This is a genomic window from Micromonospora sp. NBC_01638 (assembly GCF_045209745.1).
Classification (GTDB): Bacteria; Actinomycetota; Actinomycetes; order Mycobacteriales; family Micromonosporaceae; genus Micromonospora.
This window is the reverse complement of sequence record NZ_CP109273.1, coordinates 492,018-511,933: the sequence shown is the minus strand read 5'-3', so window position 1 is coordinate 511,933 and position 19,916 is coordinate 492,018. Positions and strand designations below refer to the sequence as shown.

Genomic DNA, 19,916 nt, shown 5'->3' with positions numbered 1-19,916 from the left:
CAGGGACTAACCCCCACCCCCGCCGCCCGCCCCTCCCCCCTCCCCCAGCCCCCGTCGATCTAGGGAAAATCGTCGCTAGTCGATCTCCAGACACGACGATTTTCCCTAGATCGACGCGATGAGGGGGGCGGTTAGGCAGGGGGGTTAGTCCTTGCTGCTTCGCTCCGCGAAGCGGCCCTAATCGGGAGGAAGTAGGTCTACTTCCGAGTTAGGAGGGCGGCGTCAGGCGGGTGAGGGTGGTGATGTCGGCGGCGTGGCCTAGGCGCTCTTCGCTCGGGGTTTCCACGACCACCGGGACGCCGGCGGTGGCGGGGTGGGTCATCAGCTCGGCGAAGGCGGGCTCGCCGATGGCGCCCTTGCCGATGTTCTCGTGCCGGTCCCGGGTGGAGCCGCACGGATCCTTCGAGTCGTTGGCGTGGATGAGCCGCAGCCGGTCCGCACCTACCGTGGCGACCAGGGTGTCCAGGGTCGCCGTCATGCCGTCCTCGGCCGCCAGGTCGTGGCCGGCCGCCCAGGCGTGGCAGGTGTCGAAACAGACTCCGAGCATGGGGTGCCGGTCCACCGCGTCCAGGTAGGGCCCGAGCTGCTCCACCCGGGAGGCGAGTGACCGGCCACCGCCCGCGCTCGGCTCGACCAGCAGCATTGGTCCGCCGGCGTCGGCGGCCCAGTCGAGCAGCGGCAGCAACTCCTGGCGGACCTGTCGCATCGCCGCTTCGGCGTGCCCCTCGTCCACCGAGCTGCCCGCGTGGAACACCACCGCCTGCGCGCCGATCGCCACGCCGCGGCGCAGCGCGTGCGCCAGCGTCTGCGCCGACTTTTCGACCGTGGCCGGAGTGGGCGAGCCGAGGTTGACCAGCAGCGAGGCGTGGATGAACGCCGGAATGCCGCGCTCGGCGCAGCCGTCACGGAACAGGGCGTCCTGCACGGGATCACCGCTGGGCAGCGCCCAGCCCCGCGAGTTGGAGACGTAGACCTGCACCACCTGGGCACCGGTCGCGTCGGCGTACGGCAGGGCGGCTTTCGCCAGCCCGCCGGAGGTCGGAGTGTGCGCGCCAACCGGCCGCGAGTTGACCGCCGGCATCAGAAGCACGTGATGGCGACCTGGGTGCCCGGCGGCACCTGCGAATTCTCGCCCGGGACCTGGATCCGGACCACGGCGTTCGGGTTGATCGCAATCGTCACCGGGAAGCCCTGGCTCTCCAACAGTTGCTTGGCCTGCTGGCAGGGCAGGTCGATCACCCGGGGCACGACGGTCAGCGGTGGGCCCTTGCTGACGTCCAGCTTGACCTGGGTGCCCTTCTCCACGCCGGCGCCGTCGGCCGGGCTCTGGCCGAGGATCTCGTCCCTGGGCTTGTCGGAGTCCTTGTAGGTCTCCACCGGCACCAGGTTGAGCTGGGCCAGGGTGGCTTGGGCCTCGGCCAGGCTCTTGCCGACCAGGTTCGGCACCGTCACCGGCGCCCGACCCCGGCTCAGAATGAGAGTGATCTTCGCACCCCGTTTGACCTCGGTGCCCACCTTGGGGGAGCTGTCCACCACGACCCCGGCCGGCAGGCTGTCGTCGTAGCGGGCGGCCCCCTTGGCCACCACCAGCTTCGCGTTGACCAGGTCTGCTTCGGCGAGCTCGAACTCCTTGCCGATCACGTCCGGCACGGGGAAACGCTCCGGGCCGAGGGAGAGGGTCAGGGTGATCGTGCCACCCTTGACGATCTTGGTGGCGGACGTCGGACTCTGCCCCAGCACGCTGTCCTTCGGGGCCTTCTCATCGAAGCGCGGCTCACCGTACTCCAGGATGAGCCCGGCGCGGTCGGCCTGCGCCTGCGCCTCGGCCTTGTTCAGGCTCACCAGCTGCGGAGCGTCCGTGTAACGGCCGACGCCGAACCACCAACCGCCGACGGCGGCCACCAGGCCCAGCGCCACCACCACGGCCGCGACGGCCAGTCGATTGCGCGAGTTGCCCAGCATCGTGGTGCGCAGCGCGGCGAGCCGGGACCCCAGGCCCTCCGCTGCCTCCGGAGCGGCCCGACGCCGACCCTGCCCCTGACTGCTGCCCCCCTCGGGCAGCCGCGCCCAGGCCGGACGGTTGGGCGGGCGAACCGTCGCGACGACCATGGTCGGCTGGGAGAGCGGTGCGTCGTCGGTCACCGGGCGGAGCACCGCGGTACGGGTGTTGTCGTCGCCCAGGCGATCCCGGGCCACCTGCACCTCGGCCAGCAGTGCGCCGGCGTCGGCGGGCCGCGCGCCGGGATTGCGCCGAGTGGCCCGCTGCACCAGGTCGTCGAGGACCGGCGGCAGGCCGGGCACCAGCGTCGAGGGCGCCGGCACGTCCCGGTCGACGTGCTGCCAGGCGACGTCCACCGGGCGGTCCCCGTCGTACGGCACACGGCCGGTGAGCATCTCGAACAGCACGATGCCGGCTGAGTAGACGTCGGTGCGCGGGTCGGCACGGCCCTCGGTGACCAGTTCCGGGGCGACGTACGCCACGGTGGCCATCAGTTGGTTGCCCTGCTCCTCGTCGGCGCTCGCCTCGACCGCCCGGGCCAGCCCGAAGTCGGCCACCTTGACGACGCTGTCGACCAGGTTGGCGACGCCACCGGTGGGCGCCTCGGCGACAAGGACGTTTTCCGGCTTGACGTCGCGGTGCACGAGACCGGCCCGGTGCGCGGCGGCGATCGCGGCGAGCATCTGCTCGGCGATGGCCAGCGCCTCGTCCGGGTTGAGCCGGCGTCGCTCGGCGAGCACGTCGCGCAGCGTGCGGCCACGGACGTACTCCATCACCAGGTACGGCAGACCGGCGTGCGTGCCCTGGTCGTAGACCGCCACCACGTTCGGATGGGTCAGCCGGGCGATGGTTTTCGCCTCGTCGGTGAACCGAGCCACGAAGTTGGCGATCCGGGCCCGGGCCTCGGGCGCCTGGGTCGGGTGGATGATCTTGACAGCGACGGTGCGCTCAAGGCGTTCGTCGGTGGCGGTGTACACGGTCGCCATGCCACCACGGGCCACGCGACCGCGAATGCGGTAGCGCCCGTCGATCAGTGAGCCCAGCAGCGTGTCGGCGACCTGTGTGTCCATCGGCAGGGAGTCTATGTGTCCAAGGGGTGAAGGTTGAACAGGATGCTACAGCCGTACGCTGAATTGGTCCGTCCCGCCGCGCCCGCCGCCCCTCTTCCGCTGGTCAGCGGCGATCACGAGAGTGGGCCGCGATCGATCGTCCGGGGTGCCGGTGGCTCGTCGCGGTGGCGGCGTGGCAGGGTGGTCGGGTGACCGAACCCGTACCCGACCAGGCCGCGCCCGGCCTGGAGCCCGCCGGACCCACCGACCCGGCCGGCTGGCTGGCCCTGCCCGACGTCGCCGAGCGCCTCGACGTGTCGATCAGCAAGGTGCACCAGATGATCCGTGACCGGGAGTTGCTGGCGGTCCGCCGCGACGGCATCCGCCGGATCCCGGTGGACCTGGTTGCCAACCAGACCGTGCTCAAGCACCTGCCCGGCGTGCTCAACCTGCTCGCCGACAACGGCTACGACGACGAGGCTGCCCTGCGCTGGCTCTACGAGCCGGATGACACCCTTCCCGGCGCCACCCCAGCCGCCGCCCTGTCCGGCGACCAGGCCCGAGAGGTAAAGCGCCGAGCCCAAGCCCTGGGCTTCTAACCCACCCCCACCCCAACCCCCAACCCCCGGCCCCCCGGCGGGTCCCTGGCTCCCGGTGATCATGAAGTTGGCGGCGTCCGCACCGGCGTGTCGCGCCGCTAACTTCATGATCAACAAGGTCGGGATGGGGTGGGTGGGGTGGGGTGGTTAGTCGGCTCGGCGGGTTGCGGCTATGGCCAGGTCTACCAGGGCCTGGCGGGCCTCGGTGTCGAGGTCGACGGCGGTCAGTGCCGCCAGGGCGGCGTCGGTGAGCGTGACGATCCGCTGCTCGGTGCGGGCCAGCGCCCCGCTCGCGGAGATCAGCTCGCGCAGTCGGGTCACCCCCTGTTCGTCTAGCTCCGGGTCGCCGAGCCGGCCGAGCAGCAGCTCGCGGCCCGCGTCGTCGGTGGCCTCCACGGCCGCCGCCACCAGGTAGGTGCGCTTGCCCTCGCGCAGGTCGTCCCCGGCCGGCTTACCGGTCAGCGCCGGGTCACCGAAGACCCCCAGCACGTCGTCGCGGAGTTGGAACGCCTCGCCCAGCGGCAGCCCGTACGCCGAGTAGGCCGTCCGCACGTCGGCCGTCGCGTCGGCCAGCGCGGCGCCGAGCAGCATCGGACGCTCGACGGTGTACTTCGCGGACTTGTACCGGGCGACCTTGCTGGCCCGTTCCACCGAGGTGTCGCCGGTGACCTGCGTCAGCACGTCGAGGTACTGCCCGACGGTAACCTCGGTGCGCATCTCGTCGAAGACCGGCCGGGCCCGGGCCAACGACCACAGGTCCAGCCCCGAGGAGTGCAGCAGCTCGTCGGACCAGACCAGGCAGAGGTCGCCGAGCAGGATGGCCGCGGCGTCGCCAAAGCCGTCCGGGTCACCGCCCCAGCCGGCCTTCCGGTGCCGCGTGGCGAACCGCCGGTGCACCGCGGGCTCGCCGCGGCGGGTGTCGGAGCGGTCCATCAGGTCGTCGTGGATCAGGGCACTGGCCTGTACGAACTCCAGCGCGGCCAGGGCCGTGAGCACCTGGTCGCCGTCCACCCCACCGGCGCCCCGGAACCCCCAGTACGCGAATGCCGGACGCAGCCGCTTGCCGCCGCCGAGCACGAATGCCTCGATCGCCTCGGCCACCGGGATCAGGGCGTCATCCACGGCGGCGAGCCGGACCCGTTGGCCGGTCAGGAACTCGGTAAGGGCCTTGTCGATCCGCTGCCGCAGGTCGGCACGGTCGACGGGAGACACAGGAGCAGCGTGGGTCACGCCTCGACGCTAGCTGGTCGCCGAGGCCCGCGCGCTACCGCCATGCGGAGTCCCACCGGTGCGGCCGGGACCGGTTCGCCCAACCGGTCGGGTGCCGGCCACCGGGACGCGGCCCGGTCCGGTGGCTCGCGTCGAGCCGGCCCGACAGGTGGCCGCGGCGGCCTCGGCGAGCGCCACCAGCGGCACGTCCAGGACGACGGCGAGCCAGCCGAGCCAGAACCCGCCGGGCACGCGTCGCTGTCGTTCCCACCGGGACACCTCGTGCCGGCTCAGCGTCGGCACCCCGGCGGCGGCACACAACTCGGCGGCGGCGCGCTGCTGGCTCCAGCCACGGGCCAGCCGGCGCCGGGCCAGCAGCGGCCCGAGCTGCGTTGGGCGTGGCGATGTGGGCGGGGTCATGGGTCCTCCTGGCGGGCGTCGGTGGGGTGACGACCTACCCGCCCGACCGGACGGGACCGGCGTCACCGCCCGGTTGCTGACCCCCGCGCGGGACCCCGGGCCGCCCCCGCCGCCCCTCCCACGCCACCCATTCCTACCCCGGGGGTACGACGACTTTCCGCCCGCCGGGCCGGGGGCGCGCAGGGCGACATCGGCCGCCGCGGTGGGAAGCGTCTGGGCCATGGTGGCGTTGCCCGCTAGAGTCGGGTCGTGGCGCTCGGTCTCCCCTCGGTACTCCCCAACCCGCAGCCGGCGATCGGGGAGCTCATCCGTGAGCGCCAGCCGAGCTTCTCGTTCGAGTTCTTTCCGCCCAAGACCGAGGCGGGGGAGCGGCTGCTCTGGCAGGCCATCCGCGAGCTGGAGTCGCTGCGCCCGTCGTTCGTGTCGATCACGTATGGCGCTGGCGGCTCGACCCGGGACACCACCGTGGCGGTGACCGAGCGGATCGCCACCGACACCACCCTGCTGCCGATGGCCCACCTGACCGCGGTCAACCACTCCGTCGCCGAGCTGCGGCACGTGGTCGGCCGGCTCGCCGGGGTGGGAGTGCGCAACGTGCTGGCCGTCCGTGGCGACCCGCCGGGCGACCCGGGCGGTGAGTGGATCCGCCACCCCGATGGTGTGGACTACGCCGAGGACCTGGTCCGCCTGGTGCGCGACGCCGGGGACTTCAGCGTCGGCGTGGCGGCTTTCCCGTACAAGCATCCCCGCTCGCCCGACGTGGCCAGCGACACCGCGCAGTTCGTTCGCAAGTGCCGGGCCGGCGCGGAGTTCGCGATCACGCAGATGTTCTTCGATGCCGATGACTACCTGCGGCTGCGTGACCGGGTGGCCGCCGCCGGCTGCGACACCCCGATCCTGGCCGGGGTGATGCCGGTGACCCAGATCGGCACCATCGAGCGGTCCGTGCAGCTGTCCGGCGCGCCGTTCCCACCGACGCTGGCGGCCCGCTTCGAACGCGTCGCCGACGACCCGGAGGCCGTCCGTCTGCTCGGCATCGAGCAGGCCAGTGAGATGTGCCGCCGACTGCTGGACGAGGGTGTGCCGGGAATCCACTTCATCACCCTCAACCGGTCCACCGCGACCCGCGAGGTCTGGCAGAACCTGAAGGCCGGCGCGCGGGTGTGAACGTTGAGCCTGCGACACCTGATGCCCGGCATGACGGTTGATCTGTGGTGGGCACACAGCTGAACTGGGATCAGTACGCCACGGCGTGGGCACGGTTGCACGGCGGGTTCGACCCCCGGGTCGCCGCGCCGGTGGTGCGCGCCTGGCTGCGGTTCGCGTACCACGTCGGGTATGTGCTGGGCCGGCTGCGGGTCAGCCCCACCGCGGTCACCGTGGCCGGGGTGCTGCTCTGCTTCTGCGTACCGTTGCTGGTGACCCGGCCGGGGAACGGACCGTTTCTCGGTGCGCTGTTCGTGCTGCTCGCCGCTGTGGCGGACAGCGTGGACGGTGCGGTGGCGGTCGTCACCGGCCGCACCACCCGGCTCGGCTACGTCTACGACTCGGTCGCCGACCGGCTCGGTGAGGTGGCGTGGTTGCTGGCGTTCTGGCTGGTGGGCGCGCCGGGGGTGCTGGTCGTCGCGGGTGGCGCGCTGTCCTGGCTGCACGAGTACGTCCGAGCCCGGGCGGTCGCCGCCGGCATGCGCGACATCGGCGCGGTGACCGTGGGTGAACGCCCCACCCGGGTCTCGGTGGCGCTGGTCGGGTTGCTGGTCGCCGGGTTGGCCGGGCTGATCGAGCCGGACCTGGCCGCCGGCACCATCACCATGGCGACCGCGGTGTGGGTGCTGCTGGCCGGTTTCGGCCTGGGGCAGCTGCTCTCCAGCATCCGGCGCGCCCTGATCGACGCCGGCTGAGCGGCCCGTCCTGCTGAGCGGCCCGTCTTACCAGGCGGGGCCGATCTCGTCGGCGACGATCTGCGCGGAGAGGGTCACCATCGGCAACCCGCCGCCCGGGTGGGTGGAGCCGCCCACCAGCCACAGCCCGTTCGCCGGGCCCCGGTTGGCGGGGCGGAGCAGCCCGCCGGCGGTGCCGTAGATCGAGCCACCTGGCGCGCCGGTCGCCGCGTCCAGGTCGGCCGGGGTGCGGATCTCGCGGAACAGCAGCCGGTCGCGCACGTCCACGCCGCGCTGCGCCAGCACGTCCAGGATCCGGTCGGCGTACGCGTCGGCCAGCCCCGGGCGTCGCCAGTCGACCGCACCCGCTGCGGTGCCCTGCCGCGGGGCGTTGACCAGCACGAACCACGCCTCATGTCCGGCCGGGCGGACCATCGGGTCGTCGGCCACGGTGACGAACACCGTCGGGTCGGCCGCCGGCCGGGCCCGTACGCCGCGCCCGGGATCGCCGAAGACCGCGTCGAACTCCGCGTCGTAGTCGTCCGGGAAGAAGACGTTGTGGTGGGCCAGCCCGGTGTCGCCGGAGACGCCGAGCAGCAGCACGAAACCGGCGAGGCTGCGGTCGGTCAGCCCGGCCAGCCGACGGGGGTGCGGCAGCAGGTCACGGTAGACGGTGAGCGCGTCCACGTTGGCCACCACCACGTCGGCGGGCACCGGCGCGGTGATGCCGGCGAGGCGTACCCCGTGCACGCGACCGCCGGTGGCGTCGATCCGGGTGACCGTGGCGTCGGTCTGCACGACCACGCCGAGGTCCAGGCAGCGCGTCAGCAGCGCGTCGGCGAGGGTGCCCAACCCGCCGCGCAGATACCAGCCGCCGAAGGTCAGCTCGGCGTACGGGACCGCGACCAGCGCCGCCGGCGCCCGGCGTGGGTCGGCGCCGGTGTAGGTGGCGTACCGGTCCAGCAGCATCCGCAGCCGCGGGTCGGACAGGTGCCGGCGGCCCAACCCGCGCAGGGTGCGGCCCGGGGCGATGGCGGCCAGGTCGCCGACGCGCCAGGCCAGCGACGCGAGGTCGCGGGGGGAGTCGACGGTACGACGCAGGATGTCCCGCGAGGAGGCGTGCCACACGCGCGCGGCCCGGCGCCACAGCCGCTGCCAGTCGGCTGCCGCCCGGTCACCGAAGGCGGCCCCGATCCGGGTGGCGAACTCCACCGGGTCGGCGCACGAGTCAAGCGCCGGCCCGCCGTCTCCGAAGACGTGCCGGACGATCGGGTCCAGCGGGACCAGGTCCAGGTATTCGTCGAGCTTCGCTCCCGTGGCCTCGAACAGGTCGTGGAAGACCTCGGGCAGGGTGAGCAGGCTCGGCCCGGTGTCGAAGTGGAACGACCCGGCCGGGGTGTCGTGCGCGTACCGGCCGAGCTTGCCGCCGACCGTGTCGGCCCGCTCGAAGACGGTCACCTGATGCCCGGTGGAGGCCAGCCGGGCGGCGGCGGCGAGGCCACCGACCCCGGCGCCGACGACCACGATCCGCGCCATGCCGCGCCCTCCTAGCTGACCGGGCGGCCCCGCCAGGTCAGGCGGCGTCGCTTTCGCAGATGGTACGACCGTAGGGTCAGCCAACCGAGGACCACGACCGACACGGGGTGTGCGAGCGCGTCGGGCCACCATCGGCCCCCGGTCGCCCGTGCGGTGAGCACTCGCCCGGCCACCCCGAGCAGGTAGCCGGCCAGGCCCACGGCGGCCACCTCCGGCGCACCGGCCGCCACACCCGCCAGCGCGATCAGCGGCGGGGCGGTGTAGAGCAGCAGCAGCGACGCCAGCACGGCCGCTGCGGCGCCCGGGTGCCCGAACGACGCCCAGAGCGACTTCGAGTACCCGTCGCGCAGCTGCGGCCAGTCGTCGTACATCCGGCAGGTGGCCAGCCGGGAGCCGTCGGCCAGGACGATCCGCCCACCGGCCCGTTTGACCGCCCGGGCCAGCTCGACATCCTCCAGGATCTTGTCGGCGACCGCGGCGTGCCCGCCGGCGGCGGTGTAGCCGGCCCGGTCCACCACCAGGAACTGCCCGCCCGCCGCAGCCAGCGACGGCCGCGGCGAGCGCTCCATCGCGCGTAGCGGCAGGAAGGTCAGCCAGAGCCACTGCAGCAGCGGCTGCACCAGCCGGTCGGCCGCCGTCGCCACCACGATCCGGGGGTACGGCGACAGCAGTGTCGCGCGGGCGGCGCGCAGCTCGGTGACGGCCGCGGCCACGGCGTGCGGGGCGAGCACCACGTCGGCGTCGACGAAGACCAGCGCGGTGGCGTCCGGGTCGGCCCGGTTGGCCAGTTGCCAGCAGGCGTGCGGCTTGCCCAGCCAGCCCGGCGGCGGGGCGACCCCGGTGAGCAGCGTGACCCGGGGGTCGTCGCCGGCTACCGCGCGGACCACGTCGGCGGTGCCGTCGGTGGAGCCGTCGTCGAGGACCACGACGCGCAGCCCGGGCACGCCGCGCTGGGCGAGCAGGGCGCGCAGGCATCCGGTGACCCGGGTGGCCTCGTCGCGCAGCGGCAGCAGCACGGCGACCGGCTCGTCGACCTCGTCGGGCTGGTCCGTGGGCCGGCGCAGCCAGCGGGCGGCGTTGAGCCAGGTGTGCCCGGTCAACGCGGCGACGGCGAGCAGCAGGGCGAGCAGGACGGTCATCGGGTCGCGTCGACGCCGGGGCGGTGCGGCTGGTGGTTCGCCCGGACGGAGTCACGGGCCCGGCGGGCACGCAGCAGGGCCACCGCCAGCGGCACGGCGGTCACCGACATGCCGGCGGCGCCCCAGAGCGCCGAGGCGGGCAGGTCGAGGAAGACCGCGTGGGCCAGGATGCTGGAGAAGTACGTCCACAGGTAGAGCGCGATCATCGGGTGGTCCCGCCGATCGGTGTGCTCGGCGGTCGGCCCGGCCAGCGGGCGCAGCGCGCTCATCATCAGCACCGCGAAGAGCAGCCAGCCCAGGTAGTTGCTGACCGGGATGCCGGGCAGGCCGGGCAACGCCCCGGTGGCGTCCCGCCAGACCCAGTAGCCCTCAGCCACCATCTGTGGATCGAGGAAGAGGTCCCAGGCGGCCAGCCCCACCGTGGCCAGCGCGATCCTCCCCACCCATCGACCGACCGGCGACCCGCTGCCGCCGGTCAGCCGGACCGCCGTCAGCCAGGCCGGCCAGGCCATCCAGGTCCAGGCCAGCGGAATGATCAGCGGCACTCCGGCCAGCTTGGGGCCCAGCTCGCCGGAGTAGTCGTAGCTGCCGAACGGCACGCCGGTGGCCACCCCGATCGCCTCGATCGCGAACCCGCCGCCGGTGGCCACCGCGACCAGCGCCGCCGCGACGCGCGGACCCCGGCTGAGCAGCGCGTGGCCGACCGAGAGCAGCCAACCGAGAACGACGGTGGCCACGGTGAGCCCGGCCCGGGTGGCGCCGGTGGTGAGCGGGTAGCAGATCTGGGCGAGCACCAGGACGGCGAGCAGCGTCCAGGAGATCCGCCGGGTCATGACGCGGGTGGCTCGAGCGGCAGGTTCCGACCGAGTACGCCGAACGGACGCTCGTCACCGGGGAAGTGGAAGTTGCGCAGCACGTCGACGAAGCCGAACCGCCGGTACAACCGCCAGGCCCGTGAGGTCTGTTCGTCGGCCTCCGGGGTGGACAGCAGCGTGGTGTCGCCCTCGGCCATGCCGAGCAGCGCGCGCAGCTGGCCGGCGCCCAGGCCGTGCCCCTGCGCCGGTGGCCGGACATGCAGCTCGACCACCTCGAAGCAGTGGGTGAGCCAGCGCGTACGGGTCGGAGCGTCCAACGCTCGGTGCACCTGGTCGTGCCACCACTGGCCGGAGGCGCCCAGGTAGCCGTAGCCGAATCCGGCGAGGTGACCCTCACTGGTCAGGCTGGCGACCGCCCGGAAGCCCGGCCGGCGGACATGGGTGGCGATGTAGCCGCGACGGGCCTCCAGCAGGTCGGTGCGGTATCCCATCGCCTCGCCGTAGACGGCCACCACGTCGTCCAGCCGCCGGACGAGATCGTCCGGCGTCCAGCGCACCAACCTCATGCCCGTCCACCCTTCACCGTTTCCGGGCCGCCGTCGGCGACCCACCCGAGCACCGTCCGGTCGCCGACCACGTCGCGCACCTCGAACCGGGCGAACAGCTCCTCGGCGTACCAGCCCGCGGTGGGGGTTCGCATGATCGCCGCCCGGTGCTCCGGGTGACGGTACGCGAACGCCACCAGGTCCGTCGGATCGCGCCACACGCTCACCGTGCCCTGCCAACCCAGCGGCGCCTCCCCGACCCCGAACCGGGCCAGCAGCCCGGGCGCGTCGCGTAGGGCGGTGGCCACCGGGGGGATCGCCCGCCAGAAGGCGGCTGCCCGGCGGGCCCGCAGCCGAGCCCGGGTCAGCGCCAGCACCGGGCCGGTGACCCGGCCGCCCGACGGGTCGCCGAACGGCCGCTGGCCGGACCACTCGCCCCGGCTGGTCAGCGGACGCAGGTCGATCCGGACCTGGGCGCGGGCGATGTCTGCCCAGGCGCGCCCGACCGACGAGTCGTCGAAGTCGGCCGCCGCGGCGGGGGAGTCCCAGACGGTCAGCGCCGCCCACCGGGTCAGGTCGGCGTCCCTCGGCCCGAAGTCGGTGCCGGTCCCGGTGCCCAGCAGCTTGCCGAACCGGGCGCCCGGGAGGGCGCGCAACCGGCGTGGGTCCACCGCCATCCGGGTCAGCGCCCGGGGCAGCGCGCCGCGGGAGGTCCGCCACACGTGCAGCGTGACCAGCTCCGGAGCCGTGCTCACGCCACCTCGGCTGGGCTGCCGGCGGTGACCCGCAGCAGCTCGGCGTAGGTGGTCGGGAAGACCGCCTGCGGTACGCCACCCGCGGCCCAGATCTCGGGGTACGCCGCCAGCGCCGTGTCCACCAGGGTGCGCAGCGGGTGCGGGTGCCCGAGCGGGGCGACCCCGCCGATCGGCTGTCCGGTGTGCGCTCGGACGAACTCCGGGGTGGCCCGGCGCAGCCGGGTGACCCCGGTCGACGCCGCGAGGCGGGCGGTGTCGACCCGGTGTGCGCCGGAGGTGAGCACGAGCAGCGGCGTGTCGTCCGCGTCGAAGATCAGCGAGTTGGCGATCTGGCCGACCTCGACGCCGAGCGCCTCGGCGGCCGCCGAGGCGGTGTGCACCGCGTTGGGCAGCAGGCGGACCGTGCTGGGCTCACCGGCGCCGTCGAGCGTGCCGGCGGCGGTGAGCGTGTCCTGCACCGCTCGTACGTTCGGGTGTGGCTGCATGGTCGTCATTCTTTCCCGGTCCGCCGGTGTCGGTTCACCCAGGTTCACCCGGCCGGCGAGCCCAGCGCGTCACACGTTGCATTTTCGTCGGAGGGGAGGTGTACTGTCAGCAGCAGTTAGAACGAGTGTTCGATTGTCTCGAACGCCCGTTCCAACCAGCCGGGGCGCGGCGTTTCGCGGCGCCAGCTCCGGGCGGTGTGGCTCCGCGGGCCGCACCTGGGTTTCCGGGCAGTCGCGAGCCTGGTCCCGACAGGCAGGAGCGTCGCCCGCCGCCCACGACCCCCGGGCGGCGGGCGACGACCCCGCCGGTACGCCGGCCGGGTGTGGTGTGGGGAAGCATCCACACCCGGCCGGCCACACCCGGTGCGTCTTCCTCCGCACCACCCGACCTCGGCGTCTCATCGGCGGCACCAGCGCGCCGAGTCGACGCCCGGCCACGTGGAGGAGACATCCATGCCGACCAACCCGGCTCAGGCACCGACGGTGCCGGCGCACGTGCTGCCGCACCGCACCCCCGCCCAGCTCCTCACGTTGGCCCGGCGCGGGCTGGTCGAGGCCGGCCAGACCCGACCTGACGGCCTGCGCTACGCGGCTGCCCACCTGGCGGCGCTGCGTGCGGCGGCCGCCCTGCTCGCCGCCCGTGCCCGGCCCGCGCCGAGTCGGCGCAACCGGATCACCAGCGTCTGGGTCCTCCTCTGCGCCGTCGCTCCGGAGCTCGACGAGTGGTCCCGGTTCTTCGCCGCCGGGGCCAGCAAGCGCGCCGCCGCCGAGGCCGGCATCCCCCGGGTGGTCAGCGCCCGGGAGGCCGACGATCTGCTCCGCGCTGCCGAACAGTTCGTCACGGTGGTGGAGACCGCCCTCGGCGTGGCCCACCAACCGGCCCTGGGCGGCCTCGCCGCATGATCCCGCCGTGCCACCGGCCGCCCCGCGGGGGGAGCCGGGCGGCCGGTGGCACGGCGTGCCGGTCCTGATCTGTTCCACAGCAACGACGGGGGGTTGGTCCAAATGGCGGGCCGCATGGTGGTCGGTTCCGCCGCACTGGCCGATCTGGTGCGTCCGGCGAGTGCACCCGACCCGGTCGGCGGCCACCGGGTGCTGCCGGTGGTGCCCGAGCTGACCGGTCTGCTGCCCAACCGGGGCCTGCGCCGGGGCAGCACCATCGCGGTTGCCGCCGGCCAGCCCCAGCGCAGCGGTGGCACCTCGCTGATGCTGGCCCTGCTCGCCGAGGCGTCCCGGGCCGGCTCGTGGTGTGCCGTGGTCGGTGTGCCGACGTTCGGTGCGGGCGCGGCCGCCGAACTGGGCATCGCCCTGGACCGGTTGGCCCTGGTGCCGAATCCCGGCCCCGAATGGGCCACCGTGGTCGCCGCGCTGATCGACGGGGTGGACGTCGTGGTCACCACCGTGCCGGCCACGGTCTCCGCCTCGGTCGCCACCCGGTTGGCCGCCCGGGCCCGGCAGCGCGGCAGCGTGCTCGTCCCGTACGGCCGGTGGGACGGCGCGGACGTGACACTGCAGGTGGTCCGTGGAGTCTGGGAAGGGCTCGGGCAGGGCCGGGGGCGGCTGCGCCGCCGGGAGGTCACCGTCTCGGCGCGCGGGCGCGGGGCGGCCGCCCGACCCAAGGAGATCAAGGTCTGGCTCCCGGGTGACGAGCTGACCCGGGTGATCCCCCGCATGGTGCCGTCGACCGTGGGTCGCCCGGCCGCGCCGCTCGGCGGCCGGCTCCATCCGGTGCCGCCAGCCGGTGACCGGGCCCGCACCGACACCGCCCGCCAGAGCGCACTCACCCTGGTCGGTCCGGCGTGACATCGGCGATCAGGCGCGAGTCCGGCCCTGGAGGGCTGCGGTGACCGGCTCGCCGGCACGGGCTCTGCTGCTGTGGTGCCCGGACTGGCCGGTGCTCGCCGCCGAGATCGTCGACGGGGTGCCGGCGACCGGCCCGGTCGCCGTGCTGCACGCCAACCGGGTGGTCGCCTGCTCCGAGCGGGCCCGCGCCGAGGGGGTGCGCCGAGGGCTGCGCAAGCGGGAGGCGCAGGGGCGCTGCCCGCAGCTCACCGTCGTGGAATACGACCCGGGCCGGGACGCCCGCGCGTTCGAGCCGGTGGTCGCCGCGGTGGAGGAGTTGGTCGCCGGCGTCGAGGTGGTTCGTCCGGGCGCCTGCGCGGTGGCCGCTCGGGGGCCGAGCCGTTACCTCGGCGGCGAGGAGGCGGCCGCCGAGCGGATCATCGAGCACGTCGCCCAGTCGTGCCTGGTGGAGAGCCAGGTCGGCATCGCCGACGGGGTGTTCGCGGCCGGGTTGGCCGCCCGCGCCGGTCGGGTGGTGGCACCGGGCGGGACACCGGAGTTCCTGGCCGGGCTGCCGGTCGAGGCGCTTGGCCGGTCGTCGCTGGCCGACCTGCTGCGCCGGCTGGGGGTGCGTACCCTCGGCGACTTCGCCGCGTTGCCGGCTGGCGACGTGCTGGCCCGGTTCGGGTTCGACGGTGCGCTGGCCCATCGGCTGGCCGCCGGGCGGGACCACCGCCCACTCGCCGTCCGGCAGCCGCCGGCCGACCTGACGGTGACCGCCGAGCACGACGAGCCGATCGACCGGGTCGACGCGGCGGCGTTCGTGGCCCGGGCGTTGGCTGAGCAGCTGCACGAACGGCTGGCCGGGCACGGGCTGGCCTGCACCCGGCTCGGCATCGAGGCGGTCACCGAGCACGGGCAGGAGCTGCACCGGGTGTGGCGGCACGATGGCCTGCTCACCGCCGCGGCCATCGCCGACCGGGTGCGCTGGCAGCTCGACGGTTGGCTCTCCGGCAGCAACGGCCGCACCGGCGCCCGACCGGCCCGACCGACGGCCGGCATCATCCGGCTGCGACTGATCCCGGACGGGGTGATCGCCCAGGCCGGTCTGCAAGCCGGCCTGTGGGGGGAGGCCGGCGAGGAGCGGGAACGAGCGCACCGGGCGTTGAGCCGTGTGCAGGGCATCCTCGGCCCGGAAGCGGTGGTCACCGCGGTGCTCGGGGGTGGGCGCTCCCCGGCCGACCAGGTGCGACTGGTGCCGTGGGGCGACGAACGCCTCCCCGCCCGCCCCGGCCCACCACCGCTGCCCGGCGAGCCGATCGCCAGCGGCGACGACCGGGCCGTCAGCGCTGGCCGGGCTGTGGTCGGCGATCGGGCCGTGGGCACCGATCGGGCTGTGGGCACCGGCCCGGCCGTCAGCGCTGGCCGGGCTGTGGGCACCGACCGGGCTGTGGGCGGCGGTCGGGCCGTCGGTGCCGGTCGGCCTGCTGGCCGCGGTGGGGGCGGAGTTCCGCCGTGGCCAGGTCGGCTGCCGCGGCCCGCGCCCGCGGTGGTGCTGCCCAGCCCGCTCGCCGCGACCGTGCACGACGCCGCTGGCGAGGCGGTGGTGATCAGCGCGCGGTTGGCGGTGAGCGCTCCGCCCGCCCGGCTGGTGGTCGGCACCGGCCGGCCCGCGGAGATCGTCGGCTGGGTCGGCCCGTGGCCGGTGGACGAGCGGTGGTGGGCCCCAGCCGAGGCTCGGCGGCGGGCCCGGTTCCAGGTCTGCCTGGCCGATGGCACCGCCCTGCTGCTCGCCGTCGAGGCCGGGCAGTGGCTGGTGGAGGCGATCTATGACTGAGTGTTCAGCCGGGCGCCACCCTGGCCATGATCGACTCGACATTCCGGAAGTCGGGGTGTCCCGCCCATCCGGACAGCCCGGTGTCCATGCTGTCGAGTGGATCAAGTCGGTCGAGATCGGCCTGGGGGCGGGCGAGTGAGCTTCCACAACCCGAAGATGCCCTGGTCGGAGCTGGAGCGGGTGCTCTCCGGGCGGCCTGGCGACGACCGGGGGAGCCGCGACGACCGGGGGAGCCGGGGCGAGCGGCACCTGCACGTGGTGGACCCACTCGCCGTGGACGCCGACGGTGGGGACTCCCCGGCCTGGACCCGTCGGCGCGAGCAGTACCAGCCGCCGGAGCTGACCCGTCCCGACGGTGTGGTGCCCTACGCGGAGCTGCACGCGCACACCAACTTCAGCTTCCTCGACGGCGCCAGCCACCCTGAGGAGCTGGCCGAGGAGGCGGCCCGGCTGGGGCTCACCGCGCTCGCCGTCACCGACCACGACGGCTTCTACGGGGTGGTCCGCTTCGCCGAGGCGGCTCGTACGCTGGGCCTGCCGACCATCTTCGGCGCGGAGCTCTCCCTCGGGCTGCCCGGCCCGCAGAACGGCGAACCCGACCCGCACGGCGCGCACCTGCTGGTGCTCGCGCACGGCCATGAGGGGTACGCCCGGCTGGCCACCACCATCGCTCGCGCCCAGCTGCGCGGTGGGGAGAAGGGTCGCCCGGTCTACGGGGAGCTGGAGGAGGTCGCCGAGGAGCTCCGCGACCATGTGCTGGTGCTGACCGGCTGCCGCAAGGGGCACGTGCCGGGGGCGCTGCTCACCGAGGGGGTGGACGCGGCGGCCCGCGAGTTGGACCGGCTGACCGCACTCTTCGGTGCGGAGACGGTGGCGGTGGAGCTGACCGACCATGGTCACCCGGTCGACGCCGACCGCAACGACGCGCTCGCCGAGTTGGCCGCCGCGGCCGGGCTGCCGACGGTGGCCAGCAACAACGTGCACTACGCCAGCCCCGGCCGGCGTCGGCTGGCCACCACTGTCGCCGCTGTCCGGGCCCGACGCAGCCTGGACGAGATCGACGGCTGGCTGCCCGCGGCGGCCACCGCCCACCTGCGCAGCGGCGCGGAGATGGCGGCCCGGTTCGCCGCGTACCCGGGTGCGGTGGCGCGGGCCGCGGAGTTCGGCGCCGAGTTGGCCTTCGACCTCCAACTGGTCGCGCCGCAGTTGCCGGCGTACCCGGTGCCACCGGGGCACACGGAGATGAGCTGGCTGCGGAAGCTGACCGCCGACGGGGCACGGGAGCGCTACGGGCCGCCGCAGGCGCACCCGACGGCGTACGCGCAACTCGACCACGAGCTGAACATGATCGAGGAGCTGGGTTTCCCGGGCTACTTCCTGGTGGTCTACGACATCGTCACGTTCTGCCGTGACCAGGACATCTACTGCCAGGGTCGGGGTTCGGCGGCCAACTCGGCGGTGTGCTACGCGTTGCGGATCACCAATGTGGACGCGGTCCGGCACCGGCTGCTCTTCGAGCGGTTCCTCGCACCGGAGCGGGACGGCCCACCGGACATCGACGTGGACATCGAGTCCGACCGTCGGGAAGAGGTGATCCAGCACGTCTACACCCGCTACGGCCGGGAGCACGCCGCCCAGGTCGCCAACGTCATCTCCTACCGGCCCCGGTCGGCGGTGCGGGACGTGGCCAGGGCGTTCGGCTATTCGCCGGGGCAGCAGGACGCCTGGAGCAAGCAGATCGACCGGTGGGGCTCGGTCGCCACGGTCGACGTCGAGAACATCCCCGAACAGGTGGTGGAGTACGCCAACGAGTTGCAGACATTCCCGCGGCACCTGGGCATCCACTCCGGCGGCATGGTGATCTGTGACCGGCCGGTGATCGAGGTCTGCCCGGTGGAGTGGGGGCGGATGCCCGGCCGCAGCGTGCTCCAGTGGGACAAGGACGACTGCGCCGCGGTGGGCCTGGTCAAGTTCGACCTGCTCGGCCTCGGCATGCTTTCCGCCCTGCACTACGGCTACGACATGATCGGGTCCAGGCTCGACCTGGGTGACATGACCCTGGACGACCCGGAGGTTTACGACATGCTCTGCCGGGCGGACTCGGTCGGGGTGTTCCAGGTGGAGAGCCGTGCCCAGATGGCCACCCTGCCCCGGCTCAAGCCCCGTGAGTTCTACGATCTGGTGGTCGAGGTGGCGTTGATCCGGCCCGGCCCGATCCAGGGCGGTTCGGTGCACCCGTTCATTCGGCGCAAGAACGGCCAGGAGCCGGTGACCTTCGCGCACCCGCTGATGCGCAACGCCCTGGAGAAGACCCTGGGTGTGCCGCTGTTCCAGGAGCAGTTGATGCAGCTCGCCATCGACCTGGCCGGCTTCGACGCCGGGGAGGCCGACCAGCTGCGCCGGGCGATGGGCGCCAAACGGTCGGTCGAGCGGATGACCCGCATCGCCGACCGGCTCTACGTCGGGATGGCCGAGCGGGGCATCACCGGCGAGCTGGCCGACGACGTCTACCGCAAGCTCACCGCGTTCGCCAGCTACGGCTTCCCGGAGAGCCACGCGATGAGCTTCGCCTACCTGGTCTACGCCAGCTCCTGGCTCAAGCGCTACCACCCGGCGCCGTTCCTGGCCGCGTTGCTCAACGCCCAACCGATGGGCTTCTACTCGCCGCAGACCCTGGTCGACGACGCCCGCCGGCACGGGGTGGAGGTGCGCCGGCCAGACATCAACGCCAGCGGGGCCAAGGCGGTGTTGGAGTCCACCCCGGACACCCGGTGGGGGAGCCAGCCGGGGGAGCCGCCGCACGCCTGGGGGCTGGGCGGGCCGGTCGTCCGACTCGGGCTGTCCGGCGTGCGTACCCTCGGCGCCGACGTGGCCGAGCGGATCGAGGCCGAACGCGCCGCAGGTGGGCCGTACCGGGACATGTCTGATCTGGCCCGGCGGGTCGGTCTCACCGCCGCGCAGTTGGAGGCACTGGCCACCGCGGACGCCTTCGCCTGTTTCGGGCTGACCCGGCGGCAGGCGCTCTGGGCCGCCGGCGCGGCCGCCCAGGATCGGCCGGGCCGGCTGCCCGGCACGGTGACCGGCGCGGCGGCGCCCACGCTGCCCGGAATGGAGGCGGTGGACCGGTTGGTCGCCGACGTGTGGGCCACCGGGCTGTCGCCGGAGAGTCATCCAGCCCGGTTCATCCGGGGTCAGCTCGACGTGCTCGGCGCGGTGCCGATCTCCCGACTCGGCCGGGTGGAGCCGGGGCAACGGATCCGGGTCGGCGGCATCGTCACCCACCGGCAACGCCCGGCGACCGCGGGCGGGGTCACCTTCCTCAACCTGGAGGACGAGACGGGGATGCTCAACGTCACCTGTTCGCCGGGGCTGTGGCAGCGCTATCGGCGAGTGGCCCGGACCAGCGCCGCGCTGGTGGTCCGGGGGCGGCTGCAGCGGCACGAGGGAGTGACCAACCTGGTCGCCGATCGGCTGGACGCCATCGAGCCACCGGTCAGTCCCGCCTCCCGTGACTTCCGCTGATTCAGTGATCCACATTACGGTTTCCTGCGGCGTGGAGCGGGAGACTCGTCCCGAGCGGGCAGAGTGGCCCGTGATTCGTGAGGGAGAATGACAGTGATGGGGAATCACGCGTACACCGGTGGAATCGCCAACGCCCGACGGACCCGGCTGGGTGCCGGTTGGGTGCCGTCGCACCTCGCCGACCCCCGCGAGTACGAGGTGACCAACGGTCCGGTGGCCAACGAGCGCCGGTCCCGGGCGGAGGACGAGGTCGAGGGCACCGAGTCCTGACCGACCGCGTCACCGCGCACCGATCGGACGGGTGGCGGGTACGCCCCGCCACACGCCCGCACCATGGATGGACC

Annotated in this window: 17 protein-coding genes and 2 pseudogenes; 9 read left to right on the top strand and 10 right to left on the bottom strand. The window is 73.8% G+C overall.

Going from position 1 to position 19,916, the window contains the following annotated elements:
* Positions 1-208: 208 nt before the first annotated feature.
* Both OG811_RS02245 and pknB read right to left on the bottom strand, forming a co-directional pair.
* Complete coding sequence (locus tag OG811_RS02245; RefSeq protein WP_406075456.1) at positions 209-1,081, bottom strand: deoxyribonuclease IV; 873 nt, start codon at positions 1,079-1,081, stop codon at positions 209-211.
* Positions 1,081-3,069 carry a Stk1 family PASTA domain-containing Ser/Thr kinase gene (pknB, locus tag OG811_RS02240; protein WP_406071742.1) on the bottom strand — a complete coding sequence of 663 codons (1,989 nt, stop codon included), beginning with the start codon at positions 3,067-3,069 and terminating at the stop codon, positions 1,081-1,083. The genes OG811_RS02245 and pknB overlap by 1 nt, the downstream gene beginning before the upstream one ends.
* A gap of 188 nt (positions 3,070-3,257) precedes the next feature.
* On the opposite strand from pknB, the gene OG811_RS02235 reads away from it, so the two are divergent.
* Complete coding sequence (locus OG811_RS02235) at positions 3,258-3,647, top strand: Rv2175c family DNA-binding protein (RefSeq protein ID WP_406071740.1); 390 nt, start codon at positions 3,258-3,260, stop codon at positions 3,645-3,647.
* 147 nt (positions 3,648-3,794) lie between these two features.
* Here OG811_RS02235 and OG811_RS02230 read toward each other — a convergent pair whose 3' ends face one another.
* On the bottom strand, positions 3,795-4,877 hold the full coding sequence (locus OG811_RS02230) for a polyprenyl synthetase family protein (RefSeq protein WP_406071739.1): 1,083 nt from the start codon (positions 4,875-4,877) through the stop codon (positions 3,795-3,797).
* A gap of 9 nt (positions 4,878-4,886) precedes the next feature.
* Positions 4,887-5,276: a helix-turn-helix domain-containing protein gene (locus tag OG811_RS02225; protein ID WP_406071737.1), complete on the bottom strand. Its 390-nt coding sequence runs from the start codon at positions 5,274-5,276 to the stop codon at positions 4,887-4,889.
* Positions 5,277-5,525: 249 nt separating this feature from the next.
* Here OG811_RS02225 and metF point away from each other — a divergent pair, with 249 nt between their 5' ends.
* Together metF and OG811_RS02215 are read left to right on the top strand one after the other, a co-directional pair.
* Positions 5,526-6,443: a methylenetetrahydrofolate reductase [NAD(P)H] gene (metF, locus tag OG811_RS02220; protein WP_406071735.1), complete on the top strand. Its 918-nt coding sequence runs from the start codon at positions 5,526-5,528 to the stop codon at positions 6,441-6,443.
* A gap of 44 nt (positions 6,444-6,487) precedes the next feature.
* On the top strand, positions 6,488-7,177 hold the full coding sequence (locus OG811_RS02215) for a CDP-alcohol phosphatidyltransferase family protein (RefSeq protein ID WP_406071733.1): 690 nt from the start codon (positions 6,488-6,490) through the stop codon (positions 7,175-7,177).
* Between the two features lie 27 nt (positions 7,178-7,204).
* Here the strand turns inward: OG811_RS02215 and OG811_RS02210 are convergent, their stop codons facing one another.
* Genes OG811_RS02210 through OG811_RS02185 form a run of 6 tightly spaced genes read right to left on the bottom strand, consistent with a single transcriptional unit; the run spans position 7,205 to position 12,431 of the window.
* Positions 7,205-8,692 carry a phytoene desaturase family protein gene (locus OG811_RS02210; protein ID WP_406071731.1) on the bottom strand — a complete coding sequence of 496 codons (1,488 nt, stop codon included), beginning with the start codon at positions 8,690-8,692 and terminating at the stop codon, positions 7,205-7,207.
* Between the two features lie 11 nt (positions 8,693-8,703).
* Positions 8,704-9,831: a glycosyltransferase gene (locus tag OG811_RS02205; protein WP_406071730.1), complete on the bottom strand. Its 1,128-nt coding sequence runs from the start codon at positions 9,829-9,831 to the stop codon at positions 8,704-8,706.
* On the bottom strand, positions 9,828-10,664 hold the full coding sequence (locus OG811_RS02200) for a carotenoid biosynthesis protein (RefSeq protein ID WP_406071728.1): 837 nt from the start codon (positions 10,662-10,664) through the stop codon (positions 9,828-9,830). The genes OG811_RS02205 and OG811_RS02200 overlap by 4 nt, the downstream gene beginning before the upstream one ends.
* On the bottom strand, positions 10,661-11,212 hold the full coding sequence (locus OG811_RS02195; protein WP_406071727.1) for a GNAT family N-acetyltransferase: 552 nt from the start codon (positions 11,210-11,212) through the stop codon (positions 10,661-10,663). The genes OG811_RS02200 and OG811_RS02195 overlap by 4 nt, the downstream gene beginning before the upstream one ends.
* Complete coding sequence (locus OG811_RS02190) at positions 11,209-11,946, bottom strand: monooxygenase (protein ID WP_406071725.1); 738 nt, start codon at positions 11,944-11,946, stop codon at positions 11,209-11,211. Before OG811_RS02190 ends, OG811_RS02195 begins: the two co-directional genes overlap by 4 nt.
* Positions 11,943-12,431, bottom strand: coding sequence for a YbaK/EbsC family protein (locus OG811_RS02185; RefSeq protein WP_406071724.1), 489 nt, complete (start codon positions 12,429-12,431; stop codon positions 11,943-11,945). Before OG811_RS02185 ends, OG811_RS02190 begins: the two co-directional genes overlap by 4 nt.
* A 453-nt stretch (positions 12,432-12,884) precedes the next feature.
* Here OG811_RS02185 and OG811_RS02180 point away from each other — a divergent pair, with 453 nt between their 5' ends.
* From OG811_RS02180 to OG811_RS02155, 6 genes and pseudogenes are all read left to right on the top strand, one after another.
* Positions 12,885-13,334 (top strand): SAV_6107 family HEPN domain-containing protein, encoded by a 450-nt coding sequence (locus tag OG811_RS02180; RefSeq protein WP_406071722.1) that lies wholly within the window; start codon positions 12,885-12,887, stop codon positions 13,332-13,334.
* Positions 13,335-13,436: 102 nt separating this feature from the next.
* Positions 13,437-14,234 carry a hypothetical protein gene (locus OG811_RS02175; protein WP_406071720.1) on the top strand — a complete coding sequence of 266 codons (798 nt, stop codon included), beginning with the start codon at positions 13,437-13,439 and terminating at the stop codon, positions 14,232-14,234.
* Between the two features lie 40 nt (positions 14,235-14,274).
* A pseudogene (locus OG811_RS02170) lies at positions 14,275-15,531 on the top strand (DNA polymerase Y family protein); the annotation flags it as partial.
* Between the two features lie 186 nt (positions 15,532-15,717).
* A pseudogene (locus OG811_RS02165) lies at positions 15,718-16,050 on the top strand (DNA polymerase Y family protein); the annotation flags it as partial.
* A 135-nt stretch (positions 16,051-16,185) separates the two neighbouring features.
* A complete protein-coding gene (locus tag OG811_RS02160; protein WP_406071719.1) occupies positions 16,186-19,572 on the top strand; it encodes an error-prone DNA polymerase in 3,387 nt (1,128 codons plus the stop codon).
* Positions 19,573-19,668: 96 nt separating this feature from the next.
* A complete protein-coding gene (locus OG811_RS02155; protein WP_272619820.1) occupies positions 19,669-19,842 on the top strand; it encodes a hypothetical protein in 174 nt (57 codons plus the stop codon).
* Positions 19,843-19,916: the final 74 nt, after the last annotated feature.